22 protein-coding genes are annotated in these 18,138 nt (G+C 72.2%); 14 read left to right on the top strand and 8 right to left on the bottom strand.

Annotation, left to right across the window (positions count from 1 at the left end; all coding sequences use genetic code 11):
• Window positions 1–80 precede the first annotated feature (80 nt).
• The 8 genes from ACGFMK_RS19455 to ACGFMK_RS19420 all read left to right on the top strand — a co-directional run bounded on the left by ACGFMK_RS19455 (window position 81) and on the right by ACGFMK_RS19420 (window position 7,789).
• Window positions 81–803, top strand: a complete 723-nt coding sequence (locus tag ACGFMK_RS19455) for an SDR family NAD(P)-dependent oxidoreductase (RefSeq protein WP_392764742.1) — start codon at window positions 81–83, stop codon at window positions 801–803.
• Between the two features lie 50 nt (window positions 804–853).
• Window positions 854–1,276, top strand: coding sequence for a PaaI family thioesterase (locus ACGFMK_RS19450; RefSeq protein ID WP_392764739.1), 423 nt, complete (start codon window positions 854–856; stop codon window positions 1,274–1,276).
• A gap of 506 nt (window positions 1,277–1,782) precedes the next feature.
• The gene (locus tag ACGFMK_RS19445) at window positions 1,783–2,640 is read left to right on the top strand and encodes an STAS domain-containing protein (RefSeq protein WP_392764738.1); all 858 of its coding nucleotides are present in this window, start codon (window positions 1,783–1,785) and stop codon (window positions 2,638–2,640) included.
• The gene (locus ACGFMK_RS19440) at window positions 2,640–3,044 is read left to right on the top strand and encodes an STAS domain-containing protein (RefSeq protein WP_392764735.1); all 405 of its coding nucleotides are present in this window, start codon (window positions 2,640–2,642) and stop codon (window positions 3,042–3,044) included. The genes ACGFMK_RS19445 and ACGFMK_RS19440 overlap by 1 nt, the downstream gene beginning before the upstream one ends.
• Window positions 3,041–3,451: an anti-sigma regulatory factor gene (locus ACGFMK_RS19435; RefSeq protein WP_392764732.1), complete on the top strand. Its 411-nt coding sequence runs from the start codon at window positions 3,041–3,043 to the stop codon at window positions 3,449–3,451. The genes ACGFMK_RS19440 and ACGFMK_RS19435 overlap by 4 nt, the downstream gene beginning before the upstream one ends.
• The gene (locus ACGFMK_RS19430; protein WP_392764729.1) at window positions 3,448–4,479 is read left to right on the top strand and encodes a SpoIIE family protein phosphatase; all 1,032 of its coding nucleotides are present in this window, start codon (window positions 3,448–3,450) and stop codon (window positions 4,477–4,479) included. Before ACGFMK_RS19435 ends, ACGFMK_RS19430 begins: the two co-directional genes overlap by 4 nt.
• Window positions 4,476–6,236 (top strand): ATP-binding protein, encoded by a 1,761-nt coding sequence (locus ACGFMK_RS19425; protein ID WP_392764726.1) that lies wholly within the window; start codon window positions 4,476–4,478, stop codon window positions 6,234–6,236. The genes ACGFMK_RS19430 and ACGFMK_RS19425 overlap by 4 nt, the downstream gene beginning before the upstream one ends.
• Entirely contained in the window at window positions 6,233–7,789 is a 1,557-nt protein-coding gene (locus ACGFMK_RS19420; protein WP_392764724.1) for a SpoIIE family protein phosphatase, read from the top strand. The genes ACGFMK_RS19425 and ACGFMK_RS19420 overlap by 4 nt, the downstream gene beginning before the upstream one ends.
• Before the next feature lie 114 nt (window positions 7,790–7,903).
• Here the strand turns inward: ACGFMK_RS19420 and ACGFMK_RS19415 are convergent, their stop codons facing one another.
• Entirely contained in the window at window positions 7,904–8,854 is a 951-nt protein-coding gene (locus ACGFMK_RS19415; RefSeq protein WP_392764721.1) for a methanogen output domain 1-containing protein, read from the bottom strand.
• 137 nt (window positions 8,855–8,991) lie between these two features.
• Here ACGFMK_RS19415 and ACGFMK_RS19410 point away from each other — a divergent pair, with 137 nt between their 5' ends.
• Together ACGFMK_RS19410 and ACGFMK_RS19405 are read left to right on the top strand one after the other, a co-directional pair.
• The gene (locus ACGFMK_RS19410) at window positions 8,992–9,399 is read left to right on the top strand and encodes an STAS domain-containing protein (protein WP_392764718.1); all 408 of its coding nucleotides are present in this window, start codon (window positions 8,992–8,994) and stop codon (window positions 9,397–9,399) included.
• 232 nt (window positions 9,400–9,631) lie between these two features.
• Window positions 9,632–10,021 (top strand): hypothetical protein, encoded by a 390-nt coding sequence (locus ACGFMK_RS19405; RefSeq protein ID WP_392764714.1) that lies wholly within the window; start codon window positions 9,632–9,634, stop codon window positions 10,019–10,021.
• Here ACGFMK_RS19405 and ACGFMK_RS19400 read toward each other — a convergent pair.
• Complete coding sequence (locus tag ACGFMK_RS19400) at window positions 9,988–10,488, bottom strand: hypothetical protein (protein WP_392764711.1); 501 nt, start codon at window positions 10,486–10,488, stop codon at window positions 9,988–9,990. The two genes, ACGFMK_RS19405 and ACGFMK_RS19400, sit on opposite strands and share 34 nt — an antisense overlap.
• Before the next feature lie 144 nt (window positions 10,489–10,632).
• Entirely contained in the window at window positions 10,633–11,217 is a 585-nt protein-coding gene (locus ACGFMK_RS19395; RefSeq protein ID WP_392764708.1) for a nitroreductase family protein, read from the bottom strand.
• A gap of 72 nt (window positions 11,218–11,289) precedes the next feature.
• Between ACGFMK_RS19395 and ACGFMK_RS19390 the strand changes: the two genes are divergently transcribed.
• Window positions 11,290–11,775 carry a MarR family winged helix-turn-helix transcriptional regulator gene (locus ACGFMK_RS19390; RefSeq protein ID WP_392764706.1) on the top strand — a complete coding sequence of 162 codons (486 nt, stop codon included), beginning with the start codon at window positions 11,290–11,292 and terminating at the stop codon, window positions 11,773–11,775.
• Window positions 11,776–11,892: 117 nt separating this feature from the next.
• Window positions 11,893–12,645: a HisA/HisF-related TIM barrel protein gene (locus tag ACGFMK_RS19385; RefSeq protein ID WP_392764704.1), complete on the top strand. Its 753-nt coding sequence runs from the start codon at window positions 11,893–11,895 to the stop codon at window positions 12,643–12,645.
• Window positions 12,646–12,729: 84 nt separating this feature from the next.
• Here the strand turns inward: ACGFMK_RS19385 and ACGFMK_RS19380 are convergent, their stop codons facing one another.
• Complete coding sequence (locus ACGFMK_RS19380; RefSeq protein ID WP_392764701.1) at window positions 12,730–13,302, bottom strand: GNAT family N-acetyltransferase; 573 nt, start codon at window positions 13,300–13,302, stop codon at window positions 12,730–12,732.
• 19 nt (window positions 13,303–13,321) lie between these two features.
• Here ACGFMK_RS19380 and ACGFMK_RS19375 point away from each other — a divergent pair, with 19 nt between their 5' ends.
• Together ACGFMK_RS19375 and ACGFMK_RS19370 are read left to right on the top strand one after the other, a co-directional pair.
• A complete protein-coding gene (locus tag ACGFMK_RS19375; protein WP_392764699.1) occupies window positions 13,322–13,927 on the top strand; it encodes a TetR/AcrR family transcriptional regulator in 606 nt (201 codons plus the stop codon).
• Window positions 13,928–14,081: 154 nt separating this feature from the next.
• A complete protein-coding gene (locus tag ACGFMK_RS19370; protein WP_392764697.1) occupies window positions 14,082–14,348 on the top strand; it encodes a hypothetical protein in 267 nt (88 codons plus the stop codon).
• A 5-nt stretch (window positions 14,349–14,353) separates the two neighbouring features.
• Here the strand turns inward: ACGFMK_RS19370 and ACGFMK_RS19365 are convergent, their stop codons facing one another.
• From ACGFMK_RS19365 to ACGFMK_RS19350, 4 genes are read right to left on the bottom strand one after another with little or no spacing between them, the layout of a single operon-like run.
• Window positions 14,354–14,956: an anthranilate synthase component II gene (locus ACGFMK_RS19365; protein WP_392764694.1), complete on the bottom strand. Its 603-nt coding sequence runs from the start codon at window positions 14,954–14,956 to the stop codon at window positions 14,354–14,356.
• Window positions 14,953–16,299 (bottom strand): anthranilate synthase component I family protein, encoded by a 1,347-nt coding sequence (locus ACGFMK_RS19360; protein ID WP_392764692.1) that lies wholly within the window; start codon window positions 16,297–16,299, stop codon window positions 14,953–14,955. The genes ACGFMK_RS19365 and ACGFMK_RS19360 overlap by 4 nt, the downstream gene beginning before the upstream one ends.
• Window positions 16,296–17,465, bottom strand: a complete 1,170-nt coding sequence (locus ACGFMK_RS19355; protein ID WP_392764689.1) for a DUF362 domain-containing protein — start codon at window positions 17,463–17,465, stop codon at window positions 16,296–16,298. The genes ACGFMK_RS19360 and ACGFMK_RS19355 overlap by 4 nt, the downstream gene beginning before the upstream one ends.
• On the bottom strand, window positions 17,458–18,132 hold the full coding sequence (locus ACGFMK_RS19350) for a cyclase family protein (RefSeq protein WP_392764686.1): 675 nt from the start codon (window positions 18,130–18,132) through the stop codon (window positions 17,458–17,460). Before ACGFMK_RS19350 ends, ACGFMK_RS19355 begins: the two co-directional genes overlap by 8 nt.
• Window positions 18,133–18,138: the final 6 nt, after the last annotated feature.

The raw sequence follows: 18,138 nt of genomic DNA, 5'->3' as shown, positions 1-18,138 counted from the left end.
TGACGCAGTCAGACAGGTCTGTCTACGTTGACTCTTGCCAGACAGACCGGTCTGGATGAGAACTACGGAAGGCGCCGACCATGTCCGTTCAGCCCACCACCGCCCTGGTCACCGGCGCGACGTCCGGGATCGGCAAAGCCGTCGCGAAGAAGCTGGCCGCCGACGGGATGACCGTCATCGTGGTCGGTCGCGACGCCCGTCGCGGCGCCGCGACCGTCGAGGAGATCACCGCCGCGGGCGGCCGGGCCCGGTTCGTCGAGGCCGATCTCGAAGACCCGGCCGCCATCGACCGGCTCGCGGCGTCGGCCGGCGAGATCGACGTCCTGGTCAACAACGCCGGACGGTCGGTCTGGGCCCCGACCGAGGACCTGAAGCTCGCCGACTACGACGCGATGTTCGCCGGCAACGTCCGTGCCCCGTTCCTGCTGGTGGCCGCGTTCGCCCCGGCGATGGCGGCGAAGGGGTCGGGCAGCGTGATCTCGCTGGGCAGCATGGCGGGCAGCGTCGGCCTGGTGAACGGCGCCGCGTACGGCGCGACCAAGGCGGCGCTGGCCGCGCTGACGCGGGGCTGGGCGGCCGAGTACAGCGGCCGCGGCGTCCGCTTCACCACCGTCGCCCCGGGCCCGGTCTACACCCGCCCGGAGGCGCGCGAGCTGTTCGACGCGCTCGCCGAGACGACGGCGATGAAGCGTGCCGCGGACCCGGCCGAGATCGCCGAGGTGGTCTCGTTCCTGGCCTCCCCCAAGGCGAGCTACGTCACGGGCGCGACCATCGCCGTCGACGGCGGCCGCACCGCCATCTGAGGCCGCTGCCGGCCGGGAATGACGTTCAAGACCACGGGTACCGTCGGGACATGCCCGAACCGACACGTCGCGGTCCGCACGCCGAGGGGAGCACGCCGCCGGGCTTCGAGCTGCTGGTGTCGTCGCCGTTCGTCGCTCAGGTGGGCCCGATCCACATCAACGACGAGGGCGTCCTCGGCGTCCACGTGCGCGACGAGCACCGGAACGTGATGGGCACGGTGCACGGCGGCTTCCTGATGACGTTGGCCGACGTCGCCGCCGGCCGGATGGCCCGCCGCGCGATCGGCGAAGGCGCGGTCGTCCAGACGGTCAGCGCCACGGTCGACTTCCTCTCGACGGCCGCCGTCGGCAGCTGGCTGGAGATCGAGGCGACGGTGGACCGCGCCGGCCGCCGCGCGGTGTTCACGTCGTGCCGGGTGACGTCGGGCGACAAGACGATCGCGCGGGCCAGCGTGGTCCTGCTGCGCAGCTGACCGCCCGCACCGGCCGTGTCGTCCGTCCAGGTACGCGAGTCGTCCGTCCAGGTACGCGAGTCGTCCGTCCAGGTACGCGAGTCGTCCGTCCAGGTACGCGAGTCGTCCGTCCAGGTACGCGAGTCGTCCGCGGAGGTACGCGAGATGGCCGGCGATCTCGCGTGATGAGCGGGCATAACCCGTGATTGACGGGTTGACCCGCGTGATCGGGAGGACGACATGCGTACCTGAGTGGACGACACGCGTACCTGAGTGGACGACACGCGTACCGGAATGGACGACACGTGGGCCGGGAGGGATTTCCGGGCGGCGGAAAATTGCGAACTGCGGCGGCCGGCCGGCGGGGGCACGGCGGGAGGGGCGGGTGGTCCTGGGGTGTGGGCGTGAATTGTGGACCAACTTCGAGGTGGCGGGCCGGCTGGCGGGACTACGGCTTGTGACACGGAGGGGCGCCGGGGCGACCGGCTAATGTCAGCACCACAAAGAGGACGTCGCGAGGAGACACTGTGGTAGCCGAAAGCGGGCAGCCCCACCGGCTGGCTGAGTTGCTCGGAACCGAGCGGGAACAGCTGGTTCGCCGCTGGACCGAGCTTGCCGGTTCGGCCCTCCGGGGACGGCTGACCACCACCGAGCTCGAGCGCGACCTCGGCGAGCTGTACACCGCGATCACCGCCGTGCTCACGCTGGACGGCGACCTGTCCAAGCCCGAGTACACCGAGCTCAAGGCGCAGCTGGGCGACCTTTCGCGCACCCGCGCCCGGCAGGGCTTCAGCCCGTCCGAGACCGCCGCGGGCGTGTTCGCCCTCAAGCAGGCCGTGTCCGAGCTGGCCGAGGCCGACGACGGCTCCCCGGTGTTCCGCGAGGTGCTGACCTTCTCGAACCTGCTCGACACGCTGGGGCTGTGGACGTTCGAGACGTACGCCTCCGCCCGGGAGGAGATCATCCGGGAGCAGTCCGAGCAGCTGCTCGAGCTGACCACGCCGGTGGTGAAGCTGTGGGAAGGCGTGCTGGCGGTGCCGCTGGTCGGCACCCTCGACTCCGCGCGCACCCAGGTCGTGATGGAGAAGCTGCTCGAGGCGCTGGTCGAGACCGGCTCGGAGCACGCGATCATCGACATCACCGGGGTGCTGGCCGTCGACACGCAGGTCGCCCAGCACCTGCTCAAGACCGTCGTGGCGGCGCGGCTGATGGGCGCCGAGTGCATCATCTCGGGCATCCGGCCGCAGATCGCGCAGACGATCGTCGCGCTCGGCATCGAGTTCGGCGACATCACCACGAAGGCCACCCTGGCCGACGCCCTCCGGCACGCCCTGCAGCGCGAGGGCGTCGTGGTGAGCCGCCGATCCCGTGAAGGGACCCTGTGATGGACCGCGTCCCCATCCTGAAGATCGGCGACATGCTGCTGGTCTCCATCCAGATCGACCTGCAGGACCAGAGCGTGCTCGCGCTGCAGGAGGACCTCGCGGACAAGATCAGCACGACCGGCGCGTCCGGCGTGGTCATCGACATCTCCGCGGTCGAGATCGTCGACTCGTTCATCGGCCGGATGTTCGCGACGATCGCCTCGCTGTCGAAGCTGTTCGACGCCGAGACGGTCGTGGTCGGCATGCGGCCCGCGGTGGCGATCACGCTGGTCGAGCTCGGCCTGACGCTGGGCGACGTGCGCACCGCGCTCGACCTCGACCGCGGGATCAAGGTCCTCAACTCACTCACCGCCGCGCGGAACAAGGGGGCGTCGGACGATGATTCCGTCCGGGTGACCGGATGACCGCCGCCGACGGGCCGGAGGAGATCGTGATCCGGGCCGACGAGGACGTCGTCCGGGTCCGCCAGCTCGTCCGCTCCTACGCGCTGCAGGTCAAGCTCTCCCTGGTGGACCAGACCAAGCTGGTCACCGCCACCAGCGAGCTCGCCCGCAACACCCTGATCTACGGCGGCGGCGGGACGGCGCGGGTCGAGGAGGTCGCCGACGGCCGCCGCAAGGGCGTCCGGGCCAGCTTCCACGACGACGGCCCCGGCATCCCGGACGTCACCGTGGCCCTGGCCGACGGCTGGAGCAGCGGCAAGGGCCTCGGCCTGGGGCTCGGCGGCGCCAAGCGCCTGGTGGACCAGTTCGACCTGGACACCGAGGTCGGCCGCGGCACGGACATCACCGTCGTCAAGTGGGCCCGGTGACCACCGCCGGCTGCCTGCCGGTCACCGAGGACGTCGCCTGGATCCGGGTCGAGGACGACACGGCCCACGGCCGGGCCCGGCGCACCGCGGCCACGCTCGCCGCCCAGCTGGGTTTCGCCGAGGTCCGGGTGGCCGAGGTCGGGCTCGCCGTCACCGAACTCGCGACGAACCTCGCGAAGCACGCCACCGAAGGCGTCCTGGTCGTCCGGTCCGTCCGAGCGGTCACGCAGGCCGCGGTCGAGGTCGTCGCGTTCGACCGTGGCCCGGGCATGGCCGACGCCGTCGCCTCGGGCCGGGACGGCGAGTCCACCACCGGGACGCTCGGGGTCGGCATGGGGACCGTGCGCCGGCTCGCCGACGCGACGTCGGTGCTGTCCGAACCCGGCCGCGGCACCGTGGTGACCGCGCGGTTCCACCCCGGGCGCGCCCCGCTCGACGAGATCCCCGAGACCGGCACGGCCGGGATCACCCGCCCGATCGGGGGTGAGGACGTCTGCGGCGACACCTACGCCGTGCAGAGCGGGCCCGGCCGGCTCCGGCTGATGATGTGTGACGGGTCGGGTCACGGCCCGCTGGCGGCCGCGGCTTCCCGGGCGGCCGCCGACACCTTCTGCGCACGCCCGACGGACCCGCCGGAGGCGATGGTGAAGCAGATCCACGAGGCCCTGCGGCGGACCCGCGGCGGCGCGGTCGCCGTCGCGGACGTCGACGTCGCCGCCGGCACCGTCCGGTTCGCCGGCCTGGGCAACATCGCCGGCTGGGTCGTGGCCGGCGGGCGCAAGCAGGGCATGATCTCGGCGCCCGGGGTCGCCGGGCACCAGGCCCGCACGATCCGCGCGTTCGACTACGAGCTGCCGCCCGGCGCGACGGTGGTCCTGCACTCCGACGGCCTCACCGAGCGGTGGAGCGTGGACGGCCGCGAGCGCCTGTTCGCCGCCACTCCCCTCGCGATCGCGGCGGCGCTGCTGCGCGACGCCGGGGTCCGCAACGACGACGCCGGCGTGCTGGTCGGCAAACCACGCCCATGACCGGCCGGGCCCGCGACGAGCTCATCCGGCTGCCGGTCAGCGCGGAGACCGACGTGTTCACCGTCCGCCGGTGCGGGCGCGAGGTGGCCGCCGCGGTCGGCCTGGAGGGCCAGGACCAGGTCCGGGTCGCCACCGTGCTCAGCGACCTCGGGCGCGACCTGGTGCACGCCGGGGTGAAGGCCACCGTGCGGTTCGTCCTCCAGGAGACGCCGCCCGCGCTCGTCGTCGAGTTCGGCTGGGCCGGCGGCGCGGCCGAGGCGGTGCTCAGGACCGGCCGGGACACCGCGGACCGGCTCATGGACGGCGTCCGCGTCAGCCAGGACGGCGGCCAGCACCTCGTCTCGCTGCACAAGCTGCGCTCCCCCGCGGCGCGCACCCCCGCGCCCGCCGATCTCGCGCGGCTGCGCGAGGTCCTGGAACAGCGCGGGGTGAGCACCCCGATGGACGAGCTGCGGGCGCAGAACCAGGAACTGCTCGAGACGCTGGAAAGCCTCGAAGCGAAGAGCCAGGAACTGATGCGGCTCAACGAAGAGCTCGAAGAGACCAATCACGGTGTAGTGGCGCTCTACAAGGAACTCTCCGAAGAGCTCGAAGAAACCAACCGCGGCGTCGTCGCGCTCTACGCCGAGCTGAACGAGAAGTCGAGCCAGCTCAAGGCGGCCAGCGAGGCGAAAACCCGGTTCTGGTCCAACATCAGCCACGAGCTGCGGGCGCCGATCAACTCCGTCATCGGCCTCGCGCGGCTGCTCACCGGCCCCGGCGCCGACCCGCTCACCGACGACCAGCGGCGTCAGGTGGAGCTCGTCAACGACGCGGGCTCGACGCTGCTCTCGCTGGTCAACGAGCTGCTCGACACGGCGAAGGCCGAGTCCGGCCGGCTGGTCGCGCAACCGACCCAGGTCGACCTGACCGTGGTCTGCCTGCAGTTGCGGGGCGCGCTGCGCTCGACGGTGAACTCGCGCGAGGTCAAGCTGGTGATCGAGGAGCCGGACCCGGTACCGCCGCTGCTCACCGACGAGACGATGCTCGTCCGGATCCTGCGCAACCTGCTGTCCAACAGCCTCAAGTTCACCGAGCGCGGCGAAGTCCGGCTGGTCATCGACACCGACGAGGACAACGTCCGGTTCACCGTCTCGGACACCGGCATCGGCATCCCGGACGACCAGCAGGAGCGGGTCTTCGAAGAGTTCCACCAGGTGCGCAACGACCTGCAGGCCGGCGTCGCGGGGACCGGGCTCGGCCTGCCCTACGCCCGCCGGCTCGCCGAGATCCTGGGCGGCGGGCTGACGCTGTCGAGCGAGCACGGCCGGGGCACCACCGTCGTGCTCGCACTGCCGCGGCCCGACCCGCGCCGGGCCACCCCCGCGGGCGTCGGCTCGCTGCTCATCGTGGACGACGACGCCGACTTCCGCGACCGGCTCGCACGGCTGGTCCACGGCGTCTCCGCCGACGTCCGGCACGCCGCGGACGGGCGCGAGGCGATCGAGGTGCTCGACGAGCACCGGCCGGGCCTGATCTTCCTCGACCTGTTCATGCCGGGGATGAACGGCAAGGAGGTGCTCCAGGTGCTGCGGGAGAAACCCGAGCTGCGCGACATCCCCGTGGTCGTGGTCACCTCGTCGGCGCCGGACGGGCTGGACCTCACCGGGGCCGGGCTGCGCGCGGGCCTGCTGCTCAAGTCGCAGGTCACGCCGGAAACGCTCAAACTCGCCATCGGAGAAGCATTCGCGGTCGTGGCCAGGACGGTGCCCAGATGAGTTCCCCCGAACACGACTCCACGGCCGGGCGGGCCAGCATCCTGGTCGTCGACGACCTTGAAGCGAGCCGGTACCTCACCAGCAGCTGGTTGCGCCGCAACGGCTACCGCGTCACCGAGGCCCGGACCGGCCGGGAGGCCCTGGACGTCCTCGCCACCGACGAGCTCGACATGGTCCTGCTGGACGTCAACCTGCCGGACATGAGCGGGTTCGAGGTCTGCGAGCGGGTCAAGGGCGACCCGCGCACGGCCGCGATGCCGGTCATCCACATCTCCGCCACCGCCATCGAGGTCGAGGACCGCACCACCGGGCTCGACCGCGGCGCGGACGGGTACCTCGTCGAGCCGGTGGACCCGGGTGAGCTGGTGTCCACCGTCGAGGCCGCCCTGCGGTACTACCGGGCCCGGACCCACGCCGAACGGCTGGCGCTGCGGCTGGGCCGGCTGACCCGCGCCACCCTCGCGATGAACAGCGCGAGCACGTTCGACGACGTCCTCGTCGCGGCGGCGGCCGGCGCCGCGACGATCTTCGAAGGGCCGGCCTCGGTCGTCAGCGCGAGCCACCGCGGCCTGGTGCGCTCCGCGACCACCGGCGAACCCGACGAACCGCCGGTCGTCCGCGCGGACACCCCGCGCGCGCTGGAGCAGGTCACGAACCTGGCCGGCGACGGTGTACCGGCGTCGTCGGTCTTCCCGGCCCCGGACGGGCTTTCGACGGTGGCCCTGGCCTTCCCGAACCCGTCGCGGCTGCCCGTCGCGATCACGGTGGCGTCGCGGGCGATCCGGTCCGAGGACGACCGCAACCTGCTGCTGCAGCTGGGCCAGGCGACCGCGCTCGCGTGCGAGGCGATGCGGAGCTTCACCGAGGAGCACCAGCTCGCCCTGACCCTGCAGCAGAGCCTCCTACCCCGGGAGCTGCCGGCCCGGCCCGAGCTGGAGATGGCCGCCCGGTACGCGCCCGCGAGCGACAACGCGGAGATCGGCGGCGACTTCTACGAGGTGTGCGACCTCGGAGGCCGGCTCCTGATCGCCGTCGGGGACGTCGTCGGGCACTCCATCGAAGCGGCCACGGTGATGGGCGAGGTCCGGCACGCGCTGCGGGCGTACGCGGTGGAAGGGCACGGCCCGGTGGAGATCCTGCACCGGCTGGACGCCGTGCTGCGCCGCTACCACCCCCGCAGCCTCACCACGCTCTGCCTGGTCGCGATCGACCCGGCGACGGGCGCGACCGAGATCGCGAACGCCGGCCACATCCCGCCCCTGCTCGCCGACGCGACCGGCGCCCGCTACGTCGAGCTCGCCGGCCCGCTGCTGGGCATCGGCCTGCCGCGCCCACCGGCGACAGAGCTGACCGTGGCGCCCGGCACGCTGGTGCTCCTGGTCACGGACGGCCTGATCGAGCGCCGCGACATCGTGGTCGACGACGGCATGGAGTCGCTGCGCACGGCGGTCGTCCACAACTCCGACCTGGAGACCCTCTGCGACGAGCTGCTGGAGCGCTTCGGCGAAGCGGCGGAGGACGACATCGCCCTGCTGGCCTTCCGCCGCCGCTGATCACTCAGGCTTGCCGGCTCACCCCGCCGCCGCCCCAGGTGAAAGCCGTGAATGGCCCATTGAGGGACTTAGAGTCCCTCAATGGGCCATTCACGGACCTGGCAAACCCGCTGGTCAGGGTGCGGCGGTGTAGCGGTGTGCGTGTTCCGCCTTGGCCGCCGCCGCGCCCAGGTGGACCACCACCCGGCACTGCGGATCGCCCATGGCGATGCGTTCCTCCAGCGTCACCGCCGACGAGCCGACGTTGCGCGCGGCGATGCCGCCGAAGACCGAGGACGTCATGCGGCACAGGGACGGGGACTGGCGCACCGCGGCGCCGAACGGGCAGTCGGAGTTCACGAAGACCAGCCGGTCCTCGGTGACCTCGACCACCTTGAACGTGCCGCCGATCGCCGCCTTCAGGCGGACCAGGCACTCCGCGATCTGGGCGGGCTCCAGCGGGGCCGCGGGGCTCGCGACGGCGTCGCGGTACTCCTGCTCCATCTGGCCGCCGATGTCCGCCGCGACCTGGGCGATCGCGCGCTGCGCCGCTTCCGGGCCCTGCTGCTGCTCGACGGCCGTCGACAGCTGGACGACCAGGGCGCGCAGGAAGCTCTCGCGGCCGAACCCGCCCTCGGGCCGGGCCTCCGACAGCGCGGGCAACGGGCTGACCCGGCGCGCGGGCAGGTCGAGCGTCAGCTCACGCGGGCGGACCACCGGCAGCACCGACCGGACGAACTTCCCGCCGGCGCGCTTCGCGGCCACCGCCAGCTCGGACGAGAACCGGGACACGATCCACAGCCCGCGGCCGCGGGACTGCTCCGCGGACGGCGCCTCCCGGGGCAGCGCGAACGCCGCCCCCATGTCGTGCACCTCGAGCACGGGCTGGGCCTCGGTCCACTGGAGCGACACCCAGATGTCGCCCTGGCCGTGGTCGTAGGCGTTCGCGAGCAGCTCCGCCACGATCAACGCGGCGTCGTCGATCTCCTCGGCCTGGTCCACCGTGTGCCGGGTGAGGAAGGCGGTGATCTCGCGGCGCAGCAGCGACGCCGACGCCCGGTCCTGCCGGTCAAGGAACCAATCCACGCCAAGGACCTCCTCGGTAGCCCCCCATACCGTACGCTCCCCGGCCGCGGCTCCCCGGCGCTCCGGAGCACGGCCGCCGGCGCCGCGGGCTGCTACCGTCGTGTCCATGCGGCCTAGAACCCAGCCGTGGTCCAGTCATGCGTGGCCGCCACCCGGCCCGCAGTGACCCGGAGGAGTCCCCCGTGCTCGACGGCCCGCCCGCTCGCCTCAACTTCTCGATCGAACTGACGTCCACCGGCGCCGCGACGGTGCTCAAGGTGGCCGGCGAGATCGACGCGGCCGTGTCCGGCCGGTTGACCGAACAGCTGGCCGCCGCCGTCGAGGCCGGGCGGCCCGTGGTCGCCGACCTGGCCGGCGTGACCTTCTGCGACTCCACCGGGCTGACCGCGCTGATCCACGCCCACCGGACCGCCGAGGCGGCCGGCACGAGGTTCGTGATCGCCACCGGGCAGCGTGCCGTGCTCCGGCCGCTGGCCCTGCTGGGGCTGACCCAGCTGCTGGAGATCCACCCGGACGTCGAAACCGCCCGCCACGCCGTCGCCTGACCCGGCAGTCCACTGAGGACACGATCGTCCCGGTAGGGTGAGCGACGCTCATCGCACTGGGGCGGATCGACGACCGAGCCGTCCGACGCGCCGGTGAACTGGAAGTTTCCCGGGTCGCTCGGTGCCCTGGTGGTGGTGGTCCTGGTCGTCACCGCGGCCGGCCTGAAGTACGCCTCGAGTTTCGTCACCAGCGGGCCGGAGCCCGGGCAGGCACCCGGCGAAACCTCCTGCGGTGGCCCGGTCCCTGGCCGGGCCGAAGGTCACCCACACCGGGCTCGTGGGCGGCGAGGCGATGCCGGCCAAGCTGGTCGACGGGGTCGCCGCCGGGCCGAAGCCGCCCACGGACGGGAAAGTGGGCGAGTCGCGCACCGCGCACGAAGCGTTTTCGGTGTCCGGCGACCGGATCGAGATGGGCTGCACCCGAGCGTCCGCGACGCAGGAGACCGTGCCGGTCACGCAGACGATCTACCGGTACGCCGACTTCGCCGCCGTACCAGGCCGGGGACCTCGGCGGTGCCGCCCGGGCGATCCACGACGCGCTGCCGGCGTGAAGACCGCGCCGCCGGCCCGGCGGCGCGGTCTTCGGCTTCAGCGGCGGATGGTCTTCGACGCGTTGATGTAGGCGTTCGACGGGGCCATGAAGGACAGCACCACGCCGACCACCGCGGCGAGGACGCTGACGTAACCCGCCCACGTGCTCTGGCCGACCAGGACCGACAGCAGCTGCAGCGCCGTGATCACGGTGAGCACGATGCGCGCCCAGTTGCGCCCGGCCCGGAGCTTGAACGCGAACAGCAGGTAGAGCAGGGCGATCACGACGGCGATCACCAGGGCCACGACGATGCCGATGGTGACGAGCTGGTCGATCTGCGCCTCGGTGAGGCTGCTGCCGGTCTGCCGGCTGCTGTTGCGGGTGGCTTCGGCGAGGGCGTCTCTGTTGCCGAAGACCAGGATCCCGCCCAGCAGGCTGATCACGGTCGAGGCGATGAACGCCCAGAACGCGCCCTCGATCGTGCTGGGACGGGCCTGGACGGGGGCTCCGGAAGCGGATGGGTCGGACGAAGCCGGATAACTCGGGTATTCGCTCATGGGATCAACTTGGCACGGCCGTTCGGCGGTCGCTAGCTGAATACGAAAGGCGGACTCGACTGGCCTCATCGGAAGCCGGAAACCGGCAGCGGCGCTACGCACCGCTACGGATTCCACGCTCCACGTCACCGTTCCCGGACGTGCTCAGCCCCAACGGCCGCGGTGCACGACGTCGGCCGGCGGCTTCCGGCGCCGCTTGAACCGGTCCCGGTCGACCGGCACGGTCTCCGCCGGGTACCCGATGGCGATGGCCCCGATCGGCTCCTGGTCGTCCGGGACGCCGTACAGCGCGCGGAACGGCGCCACCTGCCCGGGCACGATCCCGAAGTACAGCGCGCCCAGGCCTTCGTCGACCGCGGTCTGCAGGATCAGCAGCGCCGCCATCCCGGTGTCGATGTGCCAGAACGGCACGGGCCACCGGGATTCGTCACGGTCGGTCCACCCCTTGTCCGGTTCGGCGTAGCGATCCAGGTACACCCGCTTGCACGACAGCGGGACGATCACCAGGGGCGCACTGCGCACCGATTCCTGGACGGCGTCGGAACCCACCGTCCAGAACGGTTCCAGGGCGTCGCCTTCGAGCACCAGGAACGCCTGCCCCTGCGAGAATCCGGCCGACGGCCCGCGGGTGGCGTTGCCGAGGATGCGGTCCAGGCTTGCGGCGGGAACGGGATCGGGCCCGAACTCCCGCACCATGCGCCGCCGTCGCACGACGTCTTGGAACTCCATGGTCGAAAACCCTAGTCGAAGACGGCAATTGGTATCAATTTCGGCTATCGAGATTGACTGTATCCTGCGGGCATGTCGAGGGATTTTTCGGCGACGGCGGGCCGCGGCGAGCGGGTGCCGTCCGGCGCCGATCTGGCGAACGCGCTGATGCGCGCCACGCACACCCTGCGCCGCTTCGCCGGCCGCCCGTACCGGCAACGCGGCTGGTCGACGCCGCGCGTCCTGCTGATGCTGGCCGTCGAGGAAGCCGGCTCGCCGCGCATGGGCGACCTCAAGAAGCAGCTCGGCGTGACCGGTCGCTCGATCACCTCCCTGGTCGACGGCCTGGCACAGGAAGGTGTACTGACCAGGCACGCCGATCCGGACGACCGGCGCTCGACCCGGCTGCGGATCACCGAGAAGGGCCACGAGCACCTGGCGGAGATCAAGGCGCTGCACGGCGCGCACGCCGACCGGACGTTCGGGGTGCTGGGCGCCGCGGAGAAAATGCTGCTCCTCGAAATGCTCGAACGGCTGGAGCGGCACGTCCTCGACCAGTCCGAAAACGCTGGAAATTGACACTTTAATCGTCGCCGGACCCCGGGTCGCCGTATTGGTCCAGACCAGGATGCGGCATCCTCGCCGGTGGGCGCCGGCGGTCGCCGGTGTCGAGTCACCGACCTGACGAGGAGGATCGTGCGCGACACGAACAGTCCGGCCAACGCCCCCGCCGGACGACCCTGGCTGGTGGCCGGCGGGGTCTCCTTCACCTCCCGGCTGATCGTCGGGATCGAGCAGTACGCCGACCCCCGGCTGGTCGCCGACGTCCTGGCCGCCGGCGGCTGCGACGTCTTCATCACCACCTACGACCCGGCCGGGAACCGGGCCAGCCTGCTGCTCTCCGACCTCGACGAAGCGATGGACCTGTCCCGGTTCGGCTGGATCGGGACGACCTCGTTCGCCTACTCGGCCGGGGAAGCCGTGGACACCGCGAAGAGGCTGCGGGACTCGTTCGGCATCGAGGTGATCAAGCTGGACGTCCGCACGCCGGACAACCTGCCCGACGGCGAGCCCACCGTGGCCGCGGCCCGCAGCCTGGTCGCCGACGGGTTCGCCGTGCTGCCGTTCATCCGCGCCGACGCAGACCTGGCGACGCGGCTGGTCGACCTCGGCGCGGTGGCCCTGCGGGTGATGGCCTCACCCGTGGCCAGCGCGCAGGGCATCCTCGGCACGGAAGCCGTCCGGGCGGTGATCGACACAGCGGGCGTCCCGGTCGTCGTCGAGGGCGGCCTCGGGACCCCGGAACACGTCTCGGACGCGATGGCGCTCGGAGCGGACGCGGTCCTGGTCAACACGGCGATCGCGACGGCGCACGACAGCCCGGCCACGGCGGCGGCCATGCGCCGGGCCGTCGAAGCCACCCGCCTCCCCGAGGTGGCCGGCACCTGAGTCCACATCGGACAGTGCCCCGACGATGTCCGTGAAGGCCACATTGAGGGACTCTGAGTCCCTCGATGCGGCCTTCACGGACAGTCAAGCGGAGCGGGTGGGCCAGTCGCGGGCCAGGATGGCCCAGATTTCCTTGTCGTAGCGGACTCCTTCGTACGGCCAGTGCTCGCGCAGCACGCCTTCGCGGACCATGCCCAGGCGCTCGGCCACCGCCGAGCTGCGGGTGTTGTCCGCGCGGCAGCGCCATTCCGCGCGGTGCAGGCCGCGGGTCGTGAACGACCAGTCCAGCAGGGCCGCGCACGCCCGCGTGACCAGGCCGTGGCCCACCGCCGACGGTTCCAGCCAGCAGCCGATCTCGCACGAACCCCGCGCCGCGTCGAAGTCCACGAACAGGACGCCGCCGACGAGCGTGCCGTCCAGGCGGATCCCGAAGATCCTGCCGCCGTCCGCGGCCTGGCTTTCGGCGTACCGGCGCAGCGTCGCCCGGGCGCCCTCGAGACCGTCGGCGACGAACGACGCGCCGACCCACGGGCGGATGTGCTCGCGCGCCCGGTCGAGGTGGGCGGCGAACTCCTCGGCCTGCCACGGCTCCAGCGGCTCGAGCCGGGCGTTTTCCTTCAACGGCAGGTGGAACACAGTGACCCCCAATTCACGCAACGCTTGTTATGCTATCACCGTGCCCCGCCCCAAGGGAGATCACGAGGCCCGCCGCCGTGACGTCTCCGAAGCCGTCTGGCGCGTCCTGACCGCGCACGGCTTCGGCGGGCTGACCCTGCGCGCGGTCGCCGCCGAACTCGGCGCCTCCACCGGCCTGCTCACCCACTACTTCCGCGGCAAGCAGGAGCTGCTCACGCACGCGCTCGACCTGCTCGACGAACGCACCGGCGCCCGCGCGCGCCGCGACACCGGACCGGGACTGGCCGGCGTGCGGGCGCTGCTGCTGGACGTCCTGCCCCTGACCGGGGACGCCGTCACCGGCAACCGGATCTGGGTGTCCTCATGGGACGCGGCCCTGGCCGACCCGGCGCTGAGCGCCGAGTACGCGCGCAAGTACGGGCGGAGCCGCGAACGGCTGCGCGAACTCGTCGCCGACGCGCAACGGCTCGGCGAGCTGCGGCCGGGTGATCCCGCGCGCATCGCCGAGGGCGCGTTGTCCTGCACGCTCGGGCTGGTCGTGCAGGCGCTGTTCGACCCCCGCGCGTTCCCGCCCGAACGGCAGGTCGAACTGCTCGACGACCACCTGGACGCCCTGGTGGAGCCGCAGTTCCGGGCAAACCGATGAGCTCGTGTTAGCCTGACGCCGTGCAGCGCCTGATGACGTCCTCGCGACTCGTAACCCGGCGCGCCGGCTGAACCAGGTCGCCGGCGCGCAGCGTTGGCGACCTCCCGGGGCCTGGCCCGGATCCCGTCAGCTTCCTCAGCTCTGGAGATCCGTCATGGCCCCCACGTCCTTCGCCACCCGTTCCATGCTGGTCCGCCGCCGGATAGCCACGTACTTCACCGGCGGTGCCGAGGGCATCCCCGCCCTGGTCGGCGCGCTGTCCGAGCAGGGCCGCGTCATCCACGAACTGTCGGTCGACGTCCGCGACGGCGTCCGCGAGAGCAACCTGGCCTGCGCCGTCCTGCTCCCCGGCGACGAGGTGGAGCACCTGCTCGACCGGCTGCGCGCCCTCCCGTCGGTCGTCTCGGCCGAGCTGGCCTGAGGCACTCAGGCGACGATCAGGCCCGGCTCCGAGTCCCGGCTGCGCAGGCCGCGCACGGCGTTCGCCACCATCGCCACCCCTTCCTCGGTGAACAGCGACTCCGGGTGGAACTGGACGCCTTCGATCGGCAGCGTGCGGTGGCGGACGCCCATGATCTCGCCCGTGCCGGACCAGGCCGTCACGACCAGCTCGGCGGGGATCGTGCTCGGCTCGAGGACCAGCGAGTGGTACCGCGCGACCGTCAGCGGGTTCGGCAGTCCTTCGAAGACGCCATGACCGTCGTGGGCGAGCGGGGAACACTTGCCGTGCATGGGTTCCACGGCGTGGCGGACGCGCGCGCCGAACGCCGCGCCGATCGCCTGGTGGCCCAGGCAGACCCCCAGGATCGGGAAGCGGCCCGCCAGTGTCCGCACCAGCTCGACCGAGATGCCCGCGTCCGCCGGGTCGCCGGGGCCCGGCGAGATCAGCACCAGCTCCGGGTCGAGCGCGGCGACCTGCTCGACCGTCACCTCGTCGTTGCGGTGCACCACGCACTCCGCGCCGAGGTTTCCCAGGTACTGCACCAGGTTGTAGACGAACGAGTCGTAGTTGTCGATGACGCAGATCACGTGGCGTTCCCTTCCACCGAGACCCCCAGGGCGCGGGCCCCGGAGCCGAGCTTCGCCAGGCACTCGGCGTGTTCCTCCGCCGGGTCCGAGTCGTGGACGATGCCGCCGCCGGCCTGCAGCCGGATTTCGCCGTCGCAGAACACCATGCTGCGGATCGTCAGGAACAGGTCCACATGGGACGGTCCGAACGAGCCGACCGCGCCGGAGTAGAGCCACCGCCGCGACGGCTCGAGGTCGTCGATGATCTCCATCGCGCGCACCTTCGGCGTGCCGGTCATGGTGCCCGCCGGGAACGTCGCCCGGATCAGCTCGTCGGTCCCGCGCTCGCCCTGCGGCCGGCCCCACACGTCCGACGTCAGGTGCATCACGTGCGAGTACCGCTCGACCTCCATCAGCCGCCCGACCGAGACGCTGCCCGGCCGGCACACCCGCCCGAGGTCGTTGCGGGCGAGGTCGACGAGCATCCGGTGCTCGGCCAGCTCCTTGACCGAGGACCGCAGCTCGTCCTCGGCGAGGCGGTCGGCGTCGCCGTCGTGCCCGCGCGGGCGGGTGCCGGCGAGCGGGCGGATCAGCGCCCGGCCGCCCGAAAGCGTCAGGCACGGCTCGGGGGACGCGCCGACGGCCTCGAACCGCGGGCCGGAGTACCAGAAGTGGTACGGCGACGGGTTGATCTCGGTGAGCCTGCGGTAGACGCGCAGACCGTCCACTGTGGCCGGTGCGGTCCAGGCGTTGGACAGCACGAGCTGGAAGACGTCGCCGTCGAGGATGTGGCGCTGGGCGCGGCGCACCGCGTCGACGTACTCGTCGTAGGCGAAGCCGAACCGGCCGGCGCCGACGGAGACCGGGCCCAGCCGCGCGGCACCGGCCGCGTCCAGGATCCGGGCGGCCCGCTCGGCGGCGGCGCGCGCGGTGGCGGGCGTGACACCCCGGCCGATCACCTGGCCGTCGGCGAACCGGACCAGCACCTCGGGCAGGAAGAACTCGTACACCGGACGGCCGGATTCCGGGTGCCGGCTGGGCAGCCGCTCGAAGTCCCGCACGGCGTCGTAGCCCAGGAAGCCGTACCAGGCCTGCTCGGCGTCGGCGGTCGCCGGCGGCAGGTCCAGCCCGGTCAGCAGGTTCACCGCGGCCGCCAGCGGGGCGTGGCCGTCACCGCCCGGGTGCGCGAGGACGGCCAGCTCCCCCGCGGCCAGGACCGCCGACGTGCCACCGGCCCCGGCCGTGAGCATCACGCGCCCGGCGGACCGCAGGGCCGCGGCGGCCGCCACCGGGTCCACCTCGGACGTCAACGCCACGACGTGCCGGTGCAGCCGGTCACCCGGGGACAACGCGGACTCGATCACTGCGCCCCGCCCACCAGGCTCGGCGGCACCCGGAACTGCGTCCGCTCGTGGGCGCCGACGGGTTTGCCCATGCCGTAGCGGAACGCGGCGAGCTGGATCGCCCGCGGCGGGCACCCTTCGACGAAGATGCCGAGGTCCCGGCTCTCGTACAGACAGTTCCCGACGAGCATCACCACCCCGCGCAGCGGCGGCATCGCCACCTGCGGCCCGGAGATGACCGTCATCTCCCCGTCCCACGCGCGCAGCTCGCCGGCCAGCGCCTTCATCGCCCCGGCGACGAACCGGCTGCACGCCGGGCACGCGTTTTCGGCGTACACGTGGATTCCTTCGCGGGGCACGACGATTTCGACCGGCGCCTTGACCATGTCGAACGCCAGGTCCGCCAGCGGCGTCCCCAGCAGCTCGATCTCCGGCAGCCCCAGCGGTCCCATGCCCCGCGCGTGCGCGTCCCGCAGGTAGGCGACGCTCTCCGGGTCGAACCCGGCCAGCGTGCCGACCGCGACGTCGAGCGCGACGGCGTTGCGGCTCGCGGCGAGGAAGCCGACCTCCCGCGCCGTCCCGTCCATCGGGTAGTTGCCCTCGATCACCGTGGTCCCGTCGCAGACGACCAGGTCCTGCGGCCGCATCACGTTCAGGTCCACAGTGGACTCGTCGACGCCCGCCATGTGCACGATCCGGGTGGTGTACCCGGGCAGCAGCCCGACCAGGTTCTTCATCGCGTTCGAATAGACGACGCTCGCGTGGGTCCGCAGCTGAGGCACCCCGATGAAGAAGTCGCAGTCGAGGATCAGCTCGGGCACCGCGATCGGCACCCGCAGCGACGTCGCGCCCTCGATGCCGGTGATGCGCAGCGGCAGGTCGTCGAAGCTGACGACACGGGCGTACTTCGCGGCCTCGTGGTCGCGCAGGATCTCGTAGATCGCGTGCGTGCGCTCGGCGATCACCGGCTGCGCGCCGTGTGCGGCGACGACCTTGGCGATCGCCGCCAGCAGCGCCGGGCTGACGTGGAACCCGGGCGCCGTCTGGAACAGGTTCGGCTTGATCAGCACCTGGTCGCCGGCCCGCAGCCCGGCCAGCGGCGCGCCGAGCAGGTCGAGGAGGCGGTGCAGGCCGTCCGGGACGCCGGGTTCGCCGTCGACCGCCGTGAGGGCGACCGATTCAGTCATCGGTCTCCTCCAGCGCGATGACGCGGGCCGGCGCGGCCTCGGCGCCCGCGACCTTGGTCGGCAGCGCGAACAGCTGGACGACCTGCTTGGTCAGCTCGTGCATGTTGGTGACGTACTCCAGCAGCGGGATCCCGGCGGCGAGCAGGGCGTGGTGCACCGGAGACCCGGCATCGCCCGGCCGCTCGGTGAGGCAGTCCAGGCCGAACAGGCTCGCGCCGTTCTCGATGGCCCACTCCGCCGCCGACGGCGTCAGGTACGGCGGGCGGTCCCAGTAGTCGGGCCGGCCCCAGTTGTGGCGCAGGTAGTCGGTGCGCACGAGCAGCCGGTCACCGCGCCGCCACACCGGCCGCAGCGTCTTCTCCAGGTCGTCGCCGGTCACCTCGTCCAGCTCGCCCTTGTGCGACAGGTCGGCGACGACCGCGCGGCCGATCAACGTCTCCAGCGGCACCTCGTCGATGCCTTCGGCGCCGGGGAAGAAGTGCAGCCGGTACTCCATGTGCGTCCCGTTGTGCGGGAAGACGTGCAGGTAGGAGAAGGTGCGCTTGGTGCCGTACGGGTCGGTCTCGGGGGTCATCGACCGTTCGCTGGCGAACTTGGGGAACCAGTCGGCGGGGTAGGACGGCATTCCGTCGTAGAAGCCGTGGGTCAGGTCGACGAGTCGGGTCATCGCCGT

The organism is Amycolatopsis sp. NPDC049252 (assembly GCF_043197175.1).
Taxonomy (GTDB): Bacteria; Actinomycetota; Actinomycetes; order Mycobacteriales; family Pseudonocardiaceae; genus Amycolatopsis.
This window is presented reverse-complemented; position numbering and strand designations above follow the sequence as displayed.

What these genes read in the sequence shown, in the direction of transcription:
- ACGFMK_RS19435 (WP_392764732.1), top strand. Translation starts at nt 3,041, where the DNA reads ATGACCGCCGCCGACGGGCCGGAGGAGATCGTGATCCGGGCCGACGAG.
- ACGFMK_RS19400 (WP_392764711.1), bottom strand. Translation starts at nt 10,488, where the DNA reads ATGAGCGAATACCCGAGTTATCCGGCTTCGTCCGACCCATCCGCTTCC.
- ACGFMK_RS19390 (WP_392764706.1), top strand. Translation starts at nt 11,290, where the DNA reads ATGTCGAGGGATTTTTCGGCGACGGCGGGCCGCGGCGAGCGGGTGCCG.
- ACGFMK_RS19350 (WP_392764686.1), bottom strand. Translation starts at nt 18,132, where the DNA reads ATGACCCGACTCGTCGACCTGACCCACGGCTTCTACGACGGAATGCCG.
- ACGFMK_RS19450 (WP_392764739.1), top strand. Translation starts at nt 854, where the DNA reads ATGCCCGAACCGACACGTCGCGGTCCGCACGCCGAGGGGAGCACGCCG.
- ACGFMK_RS19455 (WP_392764742.1), top strand. Translation starts at nt 81, where the DNA reads ATGTCCGTTCAGCCCACCACCGCCCTGGTCACCGGCGCGACGTCCGGG.
- ACGFMK_RS19410 (WP_392764718.1), top strand. Translation starts at nt 8,992, where the DNA reads ATGCGTGGCCGCCACCCGGCCCGCAGTGACCCGGAGGAGTCCCCCGTG.
- ACGFMK_RS19420 (WP_392764724.1), top strand. Translation starts at nt 6,233, where the DNA reads ATGAGTTCCCCCGAACACGACTCCACGGCCGGGCGGGCCAGCATCCTG.
- ACGFMK_RS19355 (WP_392764689.1), bottom strand. Translation starts at nt 17,465, where the DNA reads ATGACTGAATCGGTCGCCCTCACGGCGGTCGACGGCGAACCCGGCGTC.
- ACGFMK_RS19395 (WP_392764708.1), bottom strand. Translation starts at nt 11,217, where the DNA reads ATGGAGTTCCAAGACGTCGTGCGACGGCGGCGCATGGTGCGGGAGTTC.
- ACGFMK_RS19425 (WP_392764726.1), top strand. Translation starts at nt 4,476, where the DNA reads ATGACCGGCCGGGCCCGCGACGAGCTCATCCGGCTGCCGGTCAGCGCG.
- ACGFMK_RS19440 (WP_392764735.1), top strand. Translation starts at nt 2,640, where the DNA reads ATGGACCGCGTCCCCATCCTGAAGATCGGCGACATGCTGCTGGTCTCC.
- ACGFMK_RS19370 (WP_392764697.1), top strand. Translation starts at nt 14,082, where the DNA reads ATGGCCCCCACGTCCTTCGCCACCCGTTCCATGCTGGTCCGCCGCCGG.